The sequence below is a fragment of the Brevundimonas sp. genome (genome assembly GCF_036732845.1).
Classification (GTDB): Bacteria; Pseudomonadota; Alphaproteobacteria; order Caulobacterales; family Caulobacteraceae; genus Brevundimonas.
Window position 1 is genome coordinate 1 of sequence record NZ_DAINBO010000011.1, and the last position, 18,059, is coordinate 18,059.

General features: G+C 69.9%; 14 protein-coding genes. 7 read left to right on the top strand and 7 right to left on the bottom strand.

Annotated elements, in window-relative coordinates:
- A partial coding sequence (gene carB / locus V7D63_RS05810; RefSeq protein WP_333591320.1) for a carbamoyl-phosphate synthase large subunit occupies positions 1 to 2,615 on the top strand: 2,615 nt, incomplete at its 5' end.
- A gap of 166 nt (positions 2,616 to 2,781) precedes the next feature.
- On the opposite strand, the gene V7D63_RS05815 is transcribed toward carB, so the two are convergent.
- Positions 2,782 to 4,581, bottom strand: a complete 1,800-nt coding sequence (locus V7D63_RS05815; RefSeq protein ID WP_333591321.1) for a DUF885 domain-containing protein — start codon at positions 4,579 to 4,581, stop codon at positions 2,782 to 2,784.
- Positions 4,582 to 4,699: 118 nt separating this feature from the next.
- Between V7D63_RS05815 and V7D63_RS05820 the strand changes: the two genes are divergently transcribed.
- Positions 4,700 to 6,019 (top strand): amidohydrolase, encoded by a 1,320-nt coding sequence (locus V7D63_RS05820; RefSeq protein WP_333591322.1) that lies wholly within the window; start codon positions 4,700 to 4,702, stop codon positions 6,017 to 6,019.
- On the opposite strand, the gene mnmH is transcribed toward V7D63_RS05820, so the two are convergent.
- Together mnmH and selD are read right to left on the bottom strand one after the other, a co-directional pair.
- Entirely contained in the window at positions 5,988 to 7,049 is a 1,062-nt protein-coding gene (gene mnmH, locus V7D63_RS05825) for a tRNA 2-selenouridine(34) synthase MnmH (RefSeq protein WP_333591323.1), read from the bottom strand. The genes V7D63_RS05820 and mnmH overlap by 32 nt on opposite strands.
- Positions 7,046 to 8,086, bottom strand: coding sequence for a selenide, water dikinase SelD (selD, locus tag V7D63_RS05830; protein ID WP_333591324.1), 1,041 nt, complete (start codon positions 8,084 to 8,086; stop codon positions 7,046 to 7,048). The genes mnmH and selD overlap by 4 nt, the downstream gene beginning before the upstream one ends.
- 97 nt (positions 8,087 to 8,183) lie before the next feature.
- On the opposite strand from selD, the gene V7D63_RS05835 reads away from it, so the two are divergent.
- The 3 genes from V7D63_RS05835 to V7D63_RS05845 all read left to right on the top strand — a co-directional run bounded on the left by V7D63_RS05835 (position 8,184) and on the right by V7D63_RS05845 (position 10,533).
- A complete protein-coding gene (locus V7D63_RS05835) occupies positions 8,184 to 8,849 on the top strand; it encodes a glutathione S-transferase (protein ID WP_333591325.1) in 666 nt (221 codons plus the stop codon).
- Between the two features lie 207 nt (positions 8,850 to 9,056).
- A complete protein-coding gene (greA, locus tag V7D63_RS05840) occupies positions 9,057 to 9,530 on the top strand; it encodes a transcription elongation factor GreA (protein WP_333591326.1) in 474 nt (157 codons plus the stop codon).
- 4 nt (positions 9,531 to 9,534) lie between these two features.
- A complete protein-coding gene (locus V7D63_RS05845) occupies positions 9,535 to 10,533 on the top strand; it encodes a mitochondrial fission ELM1 family protein (RefSeq protein WP_333591327.1) in 999 nt (332 codons plus the stop codon).
- Here V7D63_RS05845 and V7D63_RS05850 read toward each other — a convergent pair.
- A complete protein-coding gene (locus tag V7D63_RS05850) occupies positions 10,530 to 10,730 on the bottom strand; it encodes a hypothetical protein (protein WP_333591328.1) in 201 nt (66 codons plus the stop codon). The two genes, V7D63_RS05845 and V7D63_RS05850, sit on opposite strands and share 4 nt — an antisense overlap.
- Positions 10,731 to 10,932: 202 nt before the next feature.
- On the opposite strand from V7D63_RS05850, the gene trxB reads away from it, so the two are divergent.
- Positions 10,933 to 11,943, top strand: a complete 1,011-nt coding sequence (gene trxB / locus V7D63_RS05855; protein WP_333591329.1) for a thioredoxin-disulfide reductase — start codon at positions 10,933 to 10,935, stop codon at positions 11,941 to 11,943.
- 20 nt (positions 11,944 to 11,963) lie between these two features.
- Here the strand turns inward: trxB and V7D63_RS05860 are convergent, their stop codons facing one another.
- On the bottom strand, positions 11,964 to 13,154 hold the full coding sequence (locus V7D63_RS05860) for a cell wall hydrolase (protein WP_333591330.1): 1,191 nt from the start codon (positions 13,152 to 13,154) through the stop codon (positions 11,964 to 11,966).
- Positions 13,155 to 13,163: 9 nt separating this feature from the next.
- On the bottom strand, positions 13,164 to 13,343 hold the full coding sequence (locus V7D63_RS05865; RefSeq protein ID WP_333591331.1) for a hypothetical protein: 180 nt from the start codon (positions 13,341 to 13,343) through the stop codon (positions 13,164 to 13,166).
- Between the two features lie 180 nt (positions 13,344 to 13,523).
- Here V7D63_RS05865 and V7D63_RS05870 point away from each other — a divergent pair, with 180 nt between their 5' ends.
- Positions 13,524 to 17,585 (top strand): PAS domain S-box protein, encoded by a 4,062-nt coding sequence (locus V7D63_RS05870; RefSeq protein ID WP_333591332.1) that lies wholly within the window; start codon positions 13,524 to 13,526, stop codon positions 17,583 to 17,585.
- 58 nt (positions 17,586 to 17,643) lie between these two features.
- On the opposite strand, the gene V7D63_RS05875 is transcribed toward V7D63_RS05870, so the two are convergent.
- Positions 17,644 to 18,003 (bottom strand): DUF6481 family protein, encoded by a 360-nt coding sequence (locus tag V7D63_RS05875; protein WP_333591333.1) that lies wholly within the window; start codon positions 18,001 to 18,003, stop codon positions 17,644 to 17,646.
- Positions 18,004 to 18,059: the final 56 nt, after the last annotated feature.

Genomic DNA, 18,059 nt, shown 5'->3' on the forward strand with positions numbered 1-18,059 from the left:
TCATCATCTGCTCGATCGAGAATGTGGACCCGATGGGCGTCCACACCGGCGACTCCATCACCGTGGCCCCGGCCCTGACGCTGACCGACAAGGAATATCAGCGCATGCGCACCGGCTCGATCAACGTGCTGCGCGAGATCGGGGTCGAGACCGGCGGCTCGAACGTCCAGTGGGCGATCAACCCCAAGGACGGCCGCATGGTCGTGATCGAGATGAACCCGCGCGTGTCGCGCTCCTCGGCCCTGGCGTCCAAGGCCACCGGCTTTCCCATCGCCAAGGTCGCCGCCAAACTGGCCGTCGGCTACACCCTGGACGAACTGACCAACGACATCACCCAGGTCACGCCCGCCTCGTTCGAGCCGTCGATCGACTATGTCGTCACCAAGATCCCGCGCTTCGCCTTCGAGAAATATCCCGGCTCGGAGCCGACGCTGACCACCTCGATGAAGTCGGTCGGCGAGGTCATGGCCATCGGCCGCACCTTCCAAGAATCGATGCAGAAGGCTTTGCGCGGTCTCGAAACCGGCCTGTCCGGCTTCGACGAGATCGAGATCGAGGACGTGGCCAATGCGGAAGACGACGCGGGCGCCCGCGCCGCCGTAGTGCGCGCCCTGGGCCTGCCGACGCCCGACCGCATCCGCGTCATCGCCCAGGCCTTCCGCCATGGCCTGACGGTGGAAGAGGTCGAGGCCGCCTGTTCCTATGAGCCGTGGTTCCTGCGCCAGATCGCCGACATCGTGCGCACCGAGGGCCACATCCGCGTCCAGGGCCTGCCGACCGAGGCGGTCGATTTCCGCCGCCTGAAGGCCAAGGGTTTCTCCGACGCCCGTCTGGGCCAACTGACCGGCCAGACCGAAAAGGCTGTCCGCGCCGCCCGTCGCGCTCTGGGCGTGCGCCCGGTGTTCAAGCGCATCGACACCTGCGCGGCCGAGTTCGCCTCGGCCACCGCCTATATGTATTCGACCTATGAGACCGGCGCCTTGGGCCAGGTTCCCGAGTGCGAGGCCGAGCCTTCGGATCGCAGGAAGGCCGTCATCCTGGGCGGCGGGCCGAACCGCATCGGCCAGGGCATCGAGTTCGACTACTGCTGCTGCCACGCGGCCTTCGCCTTCGACGACATCGGCGTCGAATCCATCATGGTGAACTGCAATCCCGAGACGGTCTCGACCGACTACGACACCTCCGACCGCCTCTATTTCGAACCGCTGACGACCGAGGACGTGCTGGAGCTGATCGACGTCGAACGCTCCAGGGGCGAGCTGATCGGCGTGGTCGTCCAGTTCGGCGGCCAGACCCCGCTGAAGCTGGCCCATGCGCTTCAGGACGACGGCGTGCCGATCCTGGGCACCAGCGTCGATTCCATCGACCTGGCCGAGGACCGCGAGCGGTTCCAGCGCATGCTGACCGACATCGGCCTGATGCAGCCGCCCAACGCCCTGGCCCGCAGCGCCGAAGAGGCCGCCGACAGGGCCGAGCAGGTCGGCTATCCGGTCGTGCTGCGCCCCTCATACGTGTTGGGCGGGCGCGGCATGATGATCGTCCACGACCGCGAACAACTGGACCGCTACGTCCACGAGGCCATGCGCGTCTCGGGCGACGATCCGGTTCTGATCGACCACTATCTGAACCGCGCCACCGAGGTGGACGTCGACGCCCTGTGCGACGACGAAACCGTCTTCGTCGCCGGGGTGCTGGAGCATATCGAGGAGGCGGGCGTCCATTCGGGCGACAGCGCCTGCTCCATGCCGCCGCACTCGCTGCGTCCCGAAATCATCGCCGAGCTGAAGCGCCAGACCGAGGCCATGGCCCGGGCGCTGAAGGTCCGCGGCCTGATGAACGTCCAGTTCGCCATCGAGGAGCCGCACTCGGACGCGCCGCGCATCTTCGTGCTGGAGGTCAATCCGCGCGCCAGCCGCACCGTGCCCTTCGTCGCCAAGACCATGGGCGCGCCGGTCGCCGCCATCGCCGCCAAGGTCATGGCCGGCGAACCCCTGGCCGCCTTCGGCCTGAAGGACCGCGCCCTGGACCATATCGCGGTCAAGGAAGCGGTCTTCCCCTTCGCCCGCTTCGCCGGGGTCGACACCGTGCTGGGACCGGAAATGCGTTCGACCGGCGAGGTCATGGGTCTGGACTGGCGTCGCGACGGCGAGAGCGACCTGGCCCCCGCCTTCGCCCGCGCCTTCCTGAAGTCCCAGATCGGCGGCGGCACCGTGCTGCCGTCCTCGGGCCGGGCCTTCGTCTCGGTCAAGGACAGCGACAAGCCCTTCATTCTAGAGGCGACCCGGACCCTGCTGGACCAAGGCTTCAGCGTCATCGCCACCGGCGGCACCCACGCCTATCTGGCGGAACAGGGGCTGGAGGTCGGCCTGATCAAGAAGGTGCTGGAGGGCCGCCCCCACATCGTCGACGCCATGAAGAACGGCGAGGTCCAACTGGTCATCAACACCACCGAGGGCAAGCAGTCGCTGCAAGACAGCTTCAGCCTGCGCCGCACGGCCCTGATGATGAAGATCCCCTACTACACCACCGCCGCCGGCGCCCTGGCGGCGGCCCAAGCCATCGCCGCCCTGCGCGCGGGCGAACTGGATGTGCGGCCGATCCAGGCTTACGATTGAGGAGGCCCTCTCCCCTTGTGGGAGAGGGAGATTTCGCCCGAGAGCCTGCAAGGCGATCGGCCGCGAAATCAGGTGAGGGGTCTCTCGATCTCACCAGCGAGGCTGGCGTGCCCCCTCATCCGTCAGCCTTCGGCTGCCACCTTCTCCCGCAAGGGGAGAAGGATGCTCACCCCATCGCCGCCCGCACCCGCCGCTCCAGCACGGTCAGGGGGATGTTGCCGCCGTCGATCATGGCGGTGTGGAAGCGTTTGATGTCGAAGCCCGGCCGCGTCCGCAGATCGTCGCGCAGCCGCGACATGAAGGTCTCGCCGATCTTGTAGGAACAGGCCTGGCCCGGCGAGGCGCAATAGCGTTCGACCTCGGCGGTGTTGGGGTCGCCGATGTTGTCCTCGAAATAGCGGATGGCCGCCTCGCGGCTCCAGTCGTGGTGATGCAGGCCGGTGTCGACCACCAGGCGGCAGGCGCGGAACAGGAAGCTCTCCAGATAGCCGATCTCGCCGAAGGGATCGTTCTCATAGACCCCCAGTTCGGCCGCCAGACGTTCGGAATACAGGCCCCAGCCCTCGCTATAGGCCGAAAAGCCGCCGACCCGGCGATACAGCGGCAGATCGCCCGCCTCGCGCGCCAACTGGCCCTGGAACAAGTGGCCGGGCGCCGCCTCGTGATAGGTCAGGGTCTTCAGTGTCCAGCGCGGCCATTCCGCCGTGTCGCGCAGGTTGATGTAGTAGATGCCGGGCCGCGACCCATCCAGGCTGCCGCCCTGGGCATAGCCGCCGGGCGCGCCCGACTCGATCGAGACCGGCACGCGCCGCACCTCGAAATCGCCGCGCGGAATGCGGGGAAAGACCTCGGGCATCCGCGCCCGGATCGCCGCCATCTCGGCGTTGACATAGGCCAACAACTCTTCCCGGCCCGCATCAGTGTTGGCGAACCGGAAGCGCGGGTCCTCGCGCAGACCTTTCAGGCGCTGCGGCACCGACCCTTGCGTCAGATCCTGCGACTTCAATAGGCCGTCGATGCGCGATTGCAGCTCGGCCACCTGTTCGCGGCCGATGCGGTGGATGTCGTCCGGCGTGTATTCCGTGGTGGTGAAATTGCGCAGGTTCCAGGCGTAATAGGCGTCGCCGTCCGGCACGCGCTTGACCCCCGCCTGATGGCTGGACAGGGGCAGCAGGCGTTCGATCTCGGCGATCTGACGGTCCAGGGCCGCGACCACCGGCCCGTCGAACAGAGCCGCCGCCTCGGCCGAACGGTCGGTCAGCCCCTTGTCGCGCGACCGCCGCGCCAGCGACAGCACCATCGGCTGCCGCGCGCCCGGCGTCGCCCTCAGCGCCTTCAACTGATCGCGCGTCTTGGTCAGGATGAAGTCCGGTGCGATCGCCCCCATGGCGGCGTTGGCGCGGGTGCGTTCGGTGTCCTGGTCCAGAGCGACGGCGAAGCCCGCCGTCCGCGCCAGGAAGGCCTCCACATCCGCCGCGTCGTTGATTGGGTGGGTGCTGTCCAGGAAATCGGGAATGTCGCTGTAGGCGCCGCCGATCTGGGACACGCCATAGGGGGTCTGTTTCCAGCCGTCGGGCGTGTGCCACTCGAACCGGCGATAGCCGTCGGCGATCTGGCGTTGGAACAGGGCCACGTCATGGTTCAACCGTCCGTCCGCGCTCAGGGCCGAGACGTCGATGCGGCCCAGTTCGGCCAGCCGCTCGGCCGCCTTGTCGCGCTGGGCGGCGAAGAAGGCCGGGGACCGGTCGTCCAACAGGGCGCGCTGCCCGGCCCGCGCCCCGACGTCCAGGCCCAGGTTCGTCACCCCCTCCGGCCCGTCGTCCAGCGAATCCTCGAACTGGCGGGTCAACAGGGCGTCCAGCCTGGCGTCCTCGTCGTTCCGGCGCGCCCAGGCGGCGGACGGCAGGGCTGCGGCGCCCGCGAGCGCAACGGTCGATCCCAGCAGGCGGCGGCGGTCGATGGTCATGGCGCGTCTCCCTCTTTCGGCCATAGGGCCTCGCCCCGCCGTCGATGACAAGCCGTCCGCATTGCGTCGGCCCGGCGGTGCTCTAAGGTCCCCGCCGGGATAGAGGGGGAAGACCAAGATGCGATCCATGCTTCTGCTGGCGGCGGCCGTGGCCGCCCTGTCGGGACCGGCCGCGGCCCAGGCTCCGGCCTCGGCGCCCGCCGATCTGCGCGCCGCCATCGCCGCCGACTACGACGCCAATCTGGGCGCCCTGTGGGAGCATCTGCACCGCAACCCCGAGCTTTCGACGCTGGAGGTCAGGACCGCCGCCCGCATGGCGCAGGAGCTGCGCGCGCTCGGCTATGACGTCACCACCGGCGTCGGCGGCAACGGCGTGGTCGCGGTGCTGCGCAACGGGCCGGGACCGACGGTCATGCTGCGCGCCGACATGGACGGCCTGCCGATCCGCGAAGAGACGGGCCTGCCCTGGGCTTCGACCGTCACCCAGGTCGATACGGACGGGGTCGAGAAGCCGGTCATGCACGCCTGCGGCCACGATGTGCACATGACCGCGCTGATCGGCGCGGCGCGCCAGATGATGGCCCGGCGCGGCGCCTGGTCGGGCACATTGGTCCTGATCGGCCAGCCCGCCGAAGAAGGGGTGCGCGGCGCCCGCGCCATGCTGGAGGACGGTCTCTACACCCGCTTCCCCAAGCCGGATTACGCCCTGGGCTTCCACGTGAAGGCCGGCCTGCCGGCGGGCCATGTCCAGGTGCCCGAGGCCATCGCCTATTCCAGTTCCGACAGCCTCAGCATGACGGTGCGCGGCGTCGGCGGCCACGGCGCCTCGCCGCACATGACGGTCGATCCGGTGGTGATGGCCTCCTACATCGTGGTGGCGCTTCAGACCCTGCGCAGCCGCGAGATCAGCCCGCTGGAAGGCGCCGTGGTCACCGTCGGCTCGATCCACGGCGGCGCCCGCGCCAACATCATCCCCGATGAGGTCGAACTGCAACTGACCCTGCGCGCCGACAGTCCCGAGGTGCGCACCCATCTGCGCGCGGGCGTCGAACGCATCGCCCGCAACACGGCCCTGGCCCTGAACGCGCCCGAGGATCGGCTGCCCATCGTACGCCAGCCCAGCGCCGGAGTGCCGCCGGTGATCAACGACACCCCCCTGGCGCTGCGGCTGCGTCAGGTCATCGCCGACGGCATGGGCGCCGATGTGCTGGTCTCGCCGCCGCGCACCAGCATGGGAGCCGAGGACTTCGCCCTGTACGGCCAGCCTGAAACGGGGGTGAAGGCGGTCTTCTTCGACGTCGGCGGCACCGCGCCCGAGCATCTGGCCGAGGCCGCGCCCCACCATTCATCGCATTTCCGCATCGAGCCGCGCCCCGCCGTCACCACCGGCGTCGAAGCCATGACGCTCAGCGCGATGAGCCTGCTGCCGAAACGATAATCGCCACCGTCCGATCCGTCGCCGCCTCCAGCGCCGCGTCGGACAGGTCGCCCGCGTCCACCGTCGCCATCCGCTCGGCCGCGCCGCCGCTGCGGCGATAGGCCGGGTCGTAGTGAGTCTCGATCAGGGCGGCCGCCAGGGCCAGGTGATCGCCCGCCGCCGCCAGCGCGCGCCATTCAGCCAGCGTCGCCTTGGACACATGGCGCGGCATCCGGGCGAAGGCGCGTTCCAGGGCCTCGGCGTCTGCCGCCGTCGCCGCATAGGCTCGTGCGCTGAAGGCCGCCCGCGCCGCGACCGAGGCGCTCAGTCCGATCCGGGGCGCCGCGCCCATGGCCGCCCACAGGCGGGACGGAACCAACCGGGCGCCGACCTTGCTCGATTCCGCCTCGACCACGACCGGCCGCGCGGGGTCCAGCCGTTCCAGGGCCGCGAAAATCCGACTCTCGAACAGTTTCTGGCTGGGCTGGCCGCCCGGCATGGCCCCGAACAGCGAGCCGCGATGATTGGCCAGGCCCTCCAGGTCCAGCGTCTGCACGCCGCGCGCCGCCAGCCGCCCCAGCACCTCGGTCTTGCCCGCACCGGTCGGCCCGTCCAGCAGCACCAGCCGATGCGCCAGCGGCCGGTCGTACAGCTCCGCCGTCACCGCCTGGCGCCAGGTGCGATAGCCGCCGTCCAACACCGTCACGGTCCAGCCGACCTGGTCCATCACCGCCGCCATGGCCCCGGACCTCTGCCCGCCGCGCCAGCAGTGGACCAGCGGCCGGAAGCTGCCGTCGCGATCCGCCAGCGCCCCCTCCAGATGATCGGCGATATTGCGCGCCACCAGGGCCGCCCCCATACGCCTGGCGCGGAATTTGGAGCCTTGCACATATTCCGTTCCGACCACCACGCGCTGGGCGTCGTCCAGCACCGGCAGGTTGATCGCACCGGGCAGGTGGTCCTGGGCGAACTCGCCGGGGCTGCGCACGTCGATGATCGCGTCGAAGGCGTCGCGCGCGGCCAGGCCGACATCGCGGGTGCGGCGGATCACGCGACCCGCACCCGCGCCGGCCCCTCGACCACCCGGCCGATCACGGCGGTGCGGTCGAAACCGTCGGCATGAGCCAAGTCCAACAGCGCATCCGCCGCCTCGGGCGCGCAGGCGATCAGCAAGCCGCCCGAGGTCTGGGGATCGGTCAGCAGGTCGCGCGTCGAACCCGCCTCCAGCCCCTCAACCGCCTCGCCGTAACTCGCCCAGTTGCGGCCCGAGGCGCCGGTGCGCACCCCCTGGGCCAACAGGGTCTCGACCCCCGCCAGCAACGGCGCGGCGTCCGCCGTGATCTGAACCGTCGCCTGCGCCCCCCGCGCCATCTCCAGCGCATGACCCAGCAGGCCGAAGCCGGTCACGTCGGTCACCGCATGCACGCCCGCGCGCCCGGCCAGTTTCGCCCCCAAGGTGTTCAACTGCGTCGTCGAGGCGATCATGGCGGCGTATCCCGCCGCGTCCAGCCGCCCCTGTTTGAAGGCCGCGCTCAGCACCCCGACGCCCAGCGCCTTGGTCAGGATCAGCACGTCGCCAGGCCGCGCTCCCCTGTTGGTCAGCACCTGTTCGGGATCGACCAGGCCCAGGGCGACCAGCCCATAGATCGGCTCGACGCTGTCGATCGAATGGCCGCCCGCCACCGGAATGCCCGCCGCCGCGCAGACGCTCGCGCCCCCCGCCAAGATCCGGCCGATGGTCGCCGTCGACAGCACATTGATCGGCATGCCCACCAGGGCCAGGGCCAGGATCGGCGCCCCGCCCATGGCATAGACGTCGGACAGGGCGTTGGTCGCGGCGATGCGGCCGAAGTCGAACGGATCGTCCACCACCGGCATGAAGAAGTCGGTCGTCGCCACCAGGGCCTGGCGCTCGTTCAGCCGCCACACCGCCGCGTCGTCGCTGGTCTCGGTCCCAACCATCAGGTTGGCGAACCCCGCCGTCTGGGGCGTCGCCGCCAGCATTTCGCGCAGCAGGCCCGGCGCGATCTTGCAGCCGCAGCCGCCGCCGTGGGCGAGCGAGGTCAGGCGGGGTTCGGGCGTCTCCATGCCGACGGCTTAGCCCAACACCGCCCGAACGCAACGGGGCTTTACCTCCGCCGCGTCAACCGCCCATGCTGCCGCCTCGCCGTCGGAGACCCGCGCCATGATCACCGTCCATCACCTGAACGACAGCCGCAGCCAGCGCATCCTGTGGCTGCTGGAGGAGCTGGGCCTGCCCTATGAGGTGAAACGCTATCAGCGCGACCCCAAGACCATGCTGGCCCCGCCCGAGCTGAAGGCGATCCATCCCCTGGGCAAGTCGCCGGTCGTGGACGACGGGGATGTGCGGGTGGCCGAGACCGGGGCCATCATCGAACACATACTGGACACGCACGGGAACGGCCGCCTGCGTCCGCCGCCGCGTACGCCCGAGGGGCGGCGTTTCACCTATTGGCTGCACTATGCCGAAGGTTCGGCCATGCCGCCCCTGCTGCTGAAACTGATCTTCAGCCAACTGCCCAAACGGGCGCCCGGCCTGGTGCGGCCCATCGTCAACGGCGTCGCGGCCAAGGCTCAGTCCGGCTTCATCGACCCGCAACTGAAGGCCCACGCCGACTTCTGGGAGGCGGAGCTGGCCCAGTCCGAATGGTTCGCCGGCGACGCCTTCAGCGCCGCCGACATCATGATGAGTTTCCCGGTCGAGGCGGGCGCCCAGCGCGCCTTCCGCCGCCAGGACCGGCCCCGGCTCGACGCCTTCCTGAACCGCATCCACGCCCGCCCGGCCTATCAGCGGGCGCTGGAGCGCGGCGGTCCCTACGCCTATTCCTGAGCGCCGATCCGCCCGCAGCGGTCGGGCCGACGCGGCGGCGGAACGGGCGCGCGATCCGGCCGAGGCGGAGCACCGTTATCCGCGATCTTGAATTTTCTCGTCCATCGGCCTAGTCTTTTCGTCCCCCGCCGCGCTCGCCCCGCGGCGGGATTCACTTTCCACCGACCTACTTCCAGTCTCCAGGGCGACCAAGAAACTCACGACACAATGGAAAAAGTGCCGATGACGGCCGAGGGCTATCGCACCCTCGACGATCAGTTGAAGCAATTGAAGTCGGTCGAACGGCCGAGCGTGATCGCGGCCATCTCCGAGGCTCGCGCCCACGGCGACCTGTCCGAAAACGCCGAATATCACGCCGCCAAGGAGCGCCAGGGCTGGATCGAGGGCCAGATCGCCGAGATCGAGGACAAGATCAGCCGCGCCCAGGTGATCGACGTCTCCAAACTGTCGGGCGACCAGGTCAAATTCGGCGCCACGGTGACCGTCATCGACGAGGACACCGAAGAGAAGAGCCGCTACCAGATCGTCGGCGAGCACGAGGCCGACGTGAAGGCGGGCCGCATCTCGGTCGCGTCGCCGATCGCGCGGGCCTTGATCTCCAAGGCCGTCGGCGACACGGTCGAGGTCAACACCCCCGGCGGGGTCAAGGCCTATGAAATCGCCAAGGTCGAGTGGAAATAAGCCCGTGACGGCGGCCGGATCGTCTCCGACCGCCCCACTCCTGACGATCCGCGTCGTCTCGGACGGGCGCGTCGGCATCCGCAACCAGGCCCTGGGCCTGGCCGAGGCCGTCGCCCGCCGCACGTCCGCGCGCATCCAGGACCGCAAGGTCCGCTGGAAGCGCGCCTTCGACTGGCTGCCCGCCGACCTGAAGCAGCGCTTCATGCTGGACAACGTGACCAACGCCCTGGACGGCGACCCGCCCGAGCTGTGGATCGCCGCCGGCCGCGCCAGCCTGCCCCTGTCGCTATGGATGCGGCGGGGTCCGGGTCCCCGCCCCTTCGTCGTCCAGATCCAGGACCCGCGCCTCGATCCGGCGCGCTTCGACATGGTCGTCGCCCCGGCGCACGACGAACTGACGGGCGCCAACGTCCTGTCCATCATCGGCAGTCCGCACCGCATCACGCCCGATCGCCTGACCGAGGCCGCGCCGGTCTATGTCGATCAGATCGGCGCCCTGCCGCATCCGCGCATCGTCGCCATGATCGGCGGCAAGTCCAAGGCCTTCGACCTGACCGACGATCACGCCGCGGCCCTGGCCGAGCGCATCGCCGACACGGTGACCAAGGCCGGCGGCTCTCTGTTGATGACCTTCTCGCGCCGCACGCCCGAGAGCGCCCGCAAGATCATGACCCGCCGTCTGCGGACCCTGCCGAGCTGGATCTGGCGCGGCAGCGGACCCAATCCCCTGTTCGCCTTCCTGGAGGCGGCCGACCACGTCCTGGTCACCGAGGACAGCGCCAACATGGCCGCGGAGGCCGCCTCGACCGGAAAGCCGGTGCACATCCTGCCGATGGCCGCCACCGGCGCGGGCGACAAATTCGCCCGCCTGCACGAAGCCTTGTCGGCCCACGGCGCCGCGCGGCCGTTCAGTCCGCCGTTGCAGACCTGGCGCTATACGCCCCTGGCCGAGACCGACCGCGCCGCCGAGGCGGTGCTGAAGGCCATGGCCGCCCGGCGCTAGTCGCCGCCGTCCGAGCTGTCGGGCTTGCGATCATCCGACTTGCGCCGTCGCGAGGCGTCCAGACCCGCGCCGATCGCCACCCCGATGGCGATGCCCATTCCGATGCCCAGCGCCAGGTTGTCCATGGCGATGCCCAGCGCCGAGCCTATGGCGACGCCCAGGGCGATGCCGATGCCGGTGAAGCTGCGTCGTTCCATATTCCGCCTCCCAAAGCTTGGGCGACCCTAACCCTCGCCTCGGCCTGAGACCAAGCGACGCTTCTCGTTCGGAAATCACTCAGGATCTGACGGGGGCGTCGGCGCTCATGTCCGGCGTTCGACTTGCGCGACGGACGGTCTCGGCTGTGGAGCAAGGGGGCGCCCCACTGGTCCCCGGCGGAATCGACGTTAAGTAGGACGCATGAGCATCTCGCCCCGCACCGTCCGCGTCGCCGTCATCGGTTCCGGTCCCGCCGGTTGGACCGCCGCCATCTACGCCGCCCGCGCCTCGCTGAACCCGGTGGTCATCGCCGGCATCCAGCCGGGCGGCCAACTGACCATCACCACCGATGTCGAGAACTATCCGGGCTTCGCCGAGACCATCCAGGGTCCCTGGCTGATGGAGCAGATGGAGGCCCAGGCCCGTCACGTCGGTACGGAAGTCATCCACGACATCGTCACCCGCGCCGATCTGTCAGCCCGCCCCTTCCGCCTGACGCTGGATTCGGGCGGTGAGATTCTGGCCGAGACGGTGATCATCTCCACCGGCGCCCAGGCCAAATGGCTGGGGCTGGAATCCGAGGCGAAATACCAGGGCTTCGGCGTCTCGGCCTGCGCCACCTGCGACGGCTTCTTCTATCGCGGCAAACAGGTGGTGGTGGTCGGCGGCGGCAACACCGCCGTGGAGGAGGCGCTGTTCCTGACCAATTTCGCGTCGAAGGTCACGGTGGTGCATCGCCGTGACGAGTTCCGCGCCGAGAAGATCCTGCAAGACCGCCTGTTCGCCCATCCCAAGATCGAGGTGATCTGGAACCACGCCGTGGACGAGATCCTGGGCGTCACCGAGAACGGCGGCTCCAACGTCGTCGGCGTCCGGCTGAAGGACGTCGGCACGGGCGCGACGCGTCAGATCGACGCCGACGGCGTCTTCATCGCCATCGGCCACGCCCCCTCGTCGGAACTGTTCGCCGGTCAGTTGCAGACCAAGACGGGCGGCTATCTGGTGGTCAAGCCGGGCACGACCTCGACCGCCGTCGAGGGCGTCTACGCCGCCGGCGACGTGACCGACGACGTCTATCGCCAGGCCGTCACCGCCGCCGGCATGGGCTGCATGGCCGCCCTGGAGGCCGCCCGCTTCCTGGCCGAGGAGGACCACAAGGCCGCCGGCCATCCGATCAGCCACAAACAGGCCGAGAAGATCGGGGTCTGGTGAGACCCTAGTCGAAGGCCCGGTCAGGCCGCCGGACGGCCGACTTCTTCCACGGCCATGGCCGTCACCCCGGGCGGCGGCGGCGCGGCCGCGCGCGGCGGCTGGGCCTGGAAGGTGTCCAGCCGGGCGTTGATCTCGGCGACCTCTTCACGCGTCGGCAGACGGCGTCCGCCCAGGCTGGCCGCGCCCACGACGCGGGTCTGGCCGTCGATCTGGACGGTGCGCATCTCCACGCCGTTGGCCCTGGCGATGGCCTCGACGCTGTCGGGATCGGCCGTGGCGCCGACATCGACGGCCGTCAGCAGACGCGGCCGCGAGAACCGGGCCTCGTCGATCAGGGGTTCGCGGCCCAGATAGGCCTGACGGAAGGCCGCCGTCTCGCCGCTGACCCCCTTCCAGCGATAGAAGATATGCGCCCCGATCTGGGTGATCTTGGCCAGGGTCGGCGACCACCAGGGATGCACATAGTCGGCGTGGTAATGGGTCGCGGTGCCGACGCTCTGGTTCACATGGCCGGCCAGGGCGCGCTCGGCCGTCCGCCGCGCTCGCTCCCATGCCCAGCCCACCGGCGCCTGGCCCAAGGAGCCGTCGCAGGTGAAGCTGAACTGACAGCCCGTGGTCCGCTCCGCGCCCTGGAACACCACGCCGCAGACGCTGTTCGGATAGTTCGGATCGCGCACCCGGTTCAGCACCACCTGGGCCACGCCCTCCTGGCCCAGCGAAGGCTCCAGCGCGGCCTCGTAATAGACCGCCTGGGTCAGGCAACGCAGGGCGCGGCGGCGATCCTCGGCCGTCTTGGGCGCGAATTTGAAGGCCAGGGCGGGGCGCAGGGCGTTCGTGGCTGCGGGCATGGCCGCGTTCAGCTTCTGCGCCTCCAGGCCCGTCGCGCCCAGTTCAAGCCCCGGCTTTCCGGCCAGGGTCAGGCTCTCCCAGCCCGGCGTCAGCCCATACAGGGCCGCCTGTCGGAACAGCGGATCGTGCCGTCGCGCCAGGGCCAGTTGCGCCGGGTCCAGACGTCCGCGCACGGCGGCCATGCCGTCTTCCGACAGGTCGCCGTGGGTCAGGCGGGCCACGGCTTCGGCCGTGCGGTCCATGTCGGGCCGGGGCGTCGATCCGGCGGCCATGGCCACGCCCAGGGCGGCCAGCACGGCCGGAGCCGCGGCGACGCCGCGAGCCGCCAAAGCTTTCAGCCGGTTCCAACGGGCGCGGTGCATGGACATCCTTTAAGCGGCCCGATGCGGCCGTTTCACGACCGGATATCGGCGGTCGGCGCGCGGTTTAGCGCCCGTCCGGGGCCGCGCGCAACATCCCGTTGTCTTTTCATCGACGGTGAAACGCCCGATCGTCCAGGCGGTTGCGCCCGCGCCGATCCCGTCCACGCCGGTCATGATCGCGGCCTTCATCAAGGGCGGGTCTCCGAATTTCGGCCTGTCCGACACGACTTAAGGTGGGAAGCGTGAAACCCTTCGCCAAGTCCGCGCGGCGGCGCTACTCATGGTTTTTCATCGTGATGGACCGCACGGAACGCCCGAGCGGACCCAAACGTTGCGGTTTTTCGCGTCCTGGCGAAACTCGGGGGAGCAATGAGGGCCGTCCACGTCTTCGCGCGGGCGTTCGATTTCGAGACCGCGCTGTCGCGTCTGGCGCGCCGCCCCGTCACGTCTCCGTTCCAGAGCCTGCTCATCGGCGTCGTCTGCGCGGCCTTGGCCATCGGTTGGCGTTTCGCGGCCTCGGGCCTGTACGGCCAGTCCAGCGGCTTCATGATCCTGTTGCCCGGCGTGATCCTGGCGGCCCTGGCGGGGGGGCGGATCGCGGGGTTCACGGCCACCGCCGGATGCCTTCTGCTGGCCCAGCTCGTTCTGAGCAAGGACGTTCAGGGCGTCGGGGTTTGGGACCGGGCGGGCGTGGCGTCCACGGTCAATTTCGTCATCGTCGGCGTCTTCATCACCTTCGTCGCCGCCGCCCTGCGCAAGACGGTGATGCGGCTGGAGACCTCCTTGCGCGCCCTGACCGTCTCGGACGCCCGCGCCGAAGAGACCGAGACCTGGCTGCACGGCTTCAGCGAACTCTCCCCCGCCCTGCTGTGGATGAGCGGCCCGGCGGGCGAGTGCGTCCATCTGAACAAGGCCCAGCGGAAATTCTGGGGCGTGGCCGACGATCCCTCGACCTTCGACTTCGCCTCGACCCTGCATCCCGACGACCGGGACCGGGTCCTGGCCGAGAGCGCCGCCGCCGCCCGCGCCGCCCAGGGCTTCAGCACCGAGGCCCGCTACCGGCGCGCCGACGGCGTCTGGCGCATATTGCGCACCCAGGCCCAGCCTCGCTTCGCCCGTGACGGGACCTTCCTGGGCATGGCCGGGGTCAACACCGACGTCACCGAGGCCCGCGCCGCCGAGGCCGCCCTGCGCGAAAGCGAGGCGCGCTTCCGCCTGATGGCCGACACCGCGCCCTCGCCCGTCTGGCTGACGAACGTCGAGGGCGAGATCGAGTTCGCGAACACGGCCCTGATCGAATTCTTCGGCGGTCCCGTCGAACGGATTCTGGGCCACGTCTGGAAGCGGGTCATGCACCCCGACGACCAGGACGCCGTCGCCGCCGTCCAGGCCCAGGCTCGGCCCGCGCGCGCGCCCTACGGCTTCGAGGCTCGGTTTCCCCGCACCGACGGGTCGTGGCGCTGGATGCGGGTCGCGGTCAAGCCGCGGCGCGACGCCGAAGGCGGCTTCCTGGGCTATGTCGGCATGGCCTTCGACAGCACCGACACGCGCGAGGCCCTGGACGCCCTGGCCGCCCAGGAGCGCCGCCAGAGCTTCCTTCTGGGTCTCAGCGACCGCATTCGCGACCTGTCCGATCCCACCGAGATCATGGGCGCGGTCGAAAAGGCCCTGGGCGACGAACTGGGCGTTCATCGCGTCGGCTACGGCGAGTTGGACCCGCGTCGCGGGGTCGTCGCCAACACCCCCGACTGGACCTCCGGCGTCACAAGCGTCCAAGGACCGTTCGGGCTGCACGTCTTCGGCGAGGCCCTGATGGAGGACCTGGCCCAGGGTCGGACGGCCGCCGTCCCCGACGTACGGCTGGACCCGCGCACCGCCGATGTGGCCGACGCCTTCGAGACCATCCAGACCCGCGCCATCATCCGCGCGCCCCTGATCCGCGGCGGCCGGCTGCGCGCCTTTCTCTATGTCCACGACGCCGATGTCCGCGACTGGACGCCGGACGAGATCGGCTTGGTCGAGGCCGTGGCCTCGCGCACCTGGACCGAGGTCGAGCGCGCCCGCGCCGAAACCGCCGTGCGCGAGAGCGAGCAACGCTTCCGCGCCGTCGCCGACACCGCCCCGGTGCTGATCTGGGTCACCGATCGGGATCAGGTGCGCGAATTCGTGAACCAGGCCTATGTCGCCTTCAGCGGCGGAACCTATGAACAGGCGCGGCTGGCCGACTGGCGCGCGATCATCCACGCCGACGACCGCGAACGGATCGTCGCCGAATCCCAGGCCGGAGAAGCCGCCGGCGCCCCCTTCTCGATGGAGGCGCGCTATCGCCGCCACGACGGGGAATACCGCTGGCTGAAGACCTTTTCGCGCCCGCGCCTGGGTCCGGCCGGTCCCGTGGCCGGCTTCGTGGGCGTGGCCTTCGACGTGACCGAGATCCGCGAGTCCAACGCACGGCTGGCCGCCGCCGCCGCCGAGCGCGACGCCATCCTGGGTCAGTTGGCCGAAGGCGTCATCGTCACCGACCCTGACGGCCGGATCATCTTCATCAATGAGGCGGCCGCCCGCCTGCACGGGGTGCAGACGCTGGACGTCGCCCCGCAGGACTACGCCCAGACCTATCGCCTGCTGACCGAGGACGGCCGCCCCCACCCGCCGGAGACCTTGCCGCTGTCCCGCGCGGTGGAGAAGGGCGAGACCGTGCTGAACGCCCGCTGGCGCATCCGCAGACCCGACGGCGTCGAGGTGCTGGCCGTCGGCAACGCCCGTCCGGTCTTCGGTCCCGACGGCGCGCGCATGGGCGCGGTCCTGACCCTGCGCGACGAGACCGCCCGGGTCGAGGCCGAGCACCGCATCGCCGAATCCGAGGCCCGTTTCCGCACCGTGGCCGACAGCGCCCCGGCCCTGATCTGGATGAGCGACGACCAGTTCCAGATCATCTTCGCCAACCGTCGCTACAAGACCTTCTTCGGCGTCCGCTCGAACAGCCGCCTGACCCCCGCCTGGCGCCGGCGCATCCACCCCGAGGACCTGGCGCGCTTCGAGGCCGGCTTCGCCACGGCGCATCAGGTGCGCGACCGGTTCGAGGCCGTGGTGCGCATGTCCCATCACAGCCTGGGCGAACGCTGGCTGCGCACCGAGGGCGTGCCGCGCTACGACGCCTCGGGCGTGTTCCAAGGCTATGTCGGCGCCTCGATCGACGTCACCGACGCCAAGCGGGCCGAAGACGACCTGAAGCGCATCAACGAACTGCTGGAAGAGCGCGTCGGCGAGGCGCTCGCCGAAAAGGCCAAGGCCGAGGCCGATCTGCTGCACGCCCAGCGGATGGAGGCGGTCGGCCGTCTGACCGGCGGCGTGGCCCACGACTTCAACAACCTGCTGACCGTGGTCATCGGCGCCCTGGACATGATCCTGCGCGCGCCCGAGGACGCCGCGCGGCGCAAGAAGCTGGGCGAGGCCGCCCTGGCCGCCGCCCGGCGCGGCGAACGGCTGACGCATCAGCTTCTGGCCTTCTCGCGGCGCCAGGCCCTGCGCCCCGAGGCCATCGACCTGAACGGACTGATCCGCGAGGGCGAGCCTCTGCTGCGCCGCGCCGTGGGCGAGGCGGTCGAGTTCAAGCTGAAGCTGAAACGCGGCGGCGTGCGGGTGAACGTCGATCCGGCCCAGTTCGAGGCCGCCCTGTTGAACCTGATCGTCAACGCCCGCGACGCCGTGGGCGACAAGGGCCGCATCACCGTCCAGACTCTGGACTGCACGGTCGCCGCCGGAGAAATCCCTGAACTGGCCGCCGGAACCTATGTCTGCGTCGGTGTGTCCGATGACGGGGCCGGCATGACGCCCGAGGTCATGGACCGGGTGTTTGAACCCTTCTTCACCACCAAGTCGGTCGGCAAGGGCACCGGCCTGGGCCTGTCCCAGGTGTACGGGTTCGCGCGTCAGTCCGGCGGCGGCGTGCGCATCGCCTCCAAGGTCGGACGCGGAACCGAGGTCCGCCTGTTCCTGCCGCCTCTGACCCGCACCATAGAGGCGCCGGTCGAAAGCGCCCGCGCCGCCTCGCCCACCGCGCCCGCGGGCCGCCGCATCCTATTGGTCGAGGACGACATCGCCGTCGCCGCCGTGGCGGCCGACCTGCTGAAATCCATGGGCCTGGAGGTCACCATCGCCGAAACCGCCCCCCAGGCCCTGAACGTGCTCAAGAAGAAGCGTTTCGACCTGATGATGACCGACATCGTCATGCCTGGCGGCATGACGGGCGTCGAACTGGCGCGCCGGGTCGCGCCCCGGCATCCGGCCATGCGCATCGTCCTGACCTCGGGCTATGCGGGCGACGACGTCGACGAGGCGTTGAAGGACGCCCCCTGGCCCTTCCTGCCCAAGCCCTATTCGGCCGACCGGCTGCGCCGCATCCTCGACGAGGGCGAACTGCCGAGCTGATGCGAAAACGGCCGCCGGGTCGCCCCGACGGCCGTGTCCGTTCAACGATGTCGAAAAATCAGCGACGCGCCTTGCGGGCGGCGTAGCGCGCGTCGCGGCGCGCCTTCTGCTCTTCCTTGGTCAGTTGCTTGCGCTCCTTGCGGGCGGCGCGCTTCTCGGCGTCGATCGCCTCCTGGGCCTCGCGTTGCGCGTCCAACTGGGCCGCTTCCTTCTCGGCCTTTTCCCGCCGACGCTCGGCCTTGGCCAGCTCGTGCTGCTGGCGCAGGGCCTCCTTTTCGGCGGCGCGCTTGGCGGCCAGCTTGTCGAACTCAGGGTCCGGTGCGGCGGTCTTGGGCTTGAAACGGGCGAGCAGGGCCTTCTTGGCCTCCTGCTGGGCGGTCAAACGGTCGGTGAAGCCGGTGTTCTTCAGATCTCTCATGCGAGCGTATGGGTGTCCTTCATCACGCGGCCGAAACGGCGACCGCCGTCGTCTTC

Excerpts from the sequence above, each read along its gene's own strand:
- V7D63_RS05870 (WP_333591332.1), top strand. The coding sequence starts at position 13,524 with ATGAGGGCCGTCCACGTCTTCGCGCGGGCGTTCGATTTCGAGACCGCG.
- V7D63_RS05875 (WP_333591333.1), bottom strand. The coding sequence starts at position 18,003 with ATGAGAGATCTGAAGAACACCGGCTTCACCGACCGTTTGACCGCCCAG.
- V7D63_RS05820 (WP_333591322.1), top strand. The coding sequence starts at position 4,700 with ATGCGATCCATGCTTCTGCTGGCGGCGGCCGTGGCCGCCCTGTCGGGA.
- V7D63_RS05865 (WP_333591331.1), bottom strand. The coding sequence starts at position 13,343 with ATGAAGGCCGCGATCATGACCGGCGTGGACGGGATCGGCGCGGGCGCA.
- selD (WP_333591324.1), bottom strand. The coding sequence starts at position 8,086 with ATGGAGACGCCCGAACCCCGCCTGACCTCGCTCGCCCACGGCGGCGGC.
- greA (WP_333591326.1), top strand. The coding sequence starts at position 9,057 with ATGGAAAAAGTGCCGATGACGGCCGAGGGCTATCGCACCCTCGACGAT.
- V7D63_RS05815 (WP_333591321.1), bottom strand. The coding sequence starts at position 4,581 with ATGACCATCGACCGCCGCCGCCTGCTGGGATCGACCGTTGCGCTCGCG.
- V7D63_RS05850 (WP_333591328.1), bottom strand. The coding sequence starts at position 10,730 with ATGGAACGACGCAGCTTCACCGGCATCGGCATCGCCCTGGGCGTCGCC.
- V7D63_RS05835 (WP_333591325.1), top strand. The coding sequence starts at position 8,184 with ATGATCACCGTCCATCACCTGAACGACAGCCGCAGCCAGCGCATCCTG.
- V7D63_RS05860 (WP_333591330.1), bottom strand. The coding sequence starts at position 13,154 with ATGCACCGCGCCCGTTGGAACCGGCTGAAAGCTTTGGCGGCTCGCGGC.
- trxB (WP_333591329.1), top strand. The coding sequence starts at position 10,933 with ATGAGCATCTCGCCCCGCACCGTCCGCGTCGCCGTCATCGGTTCCGGT.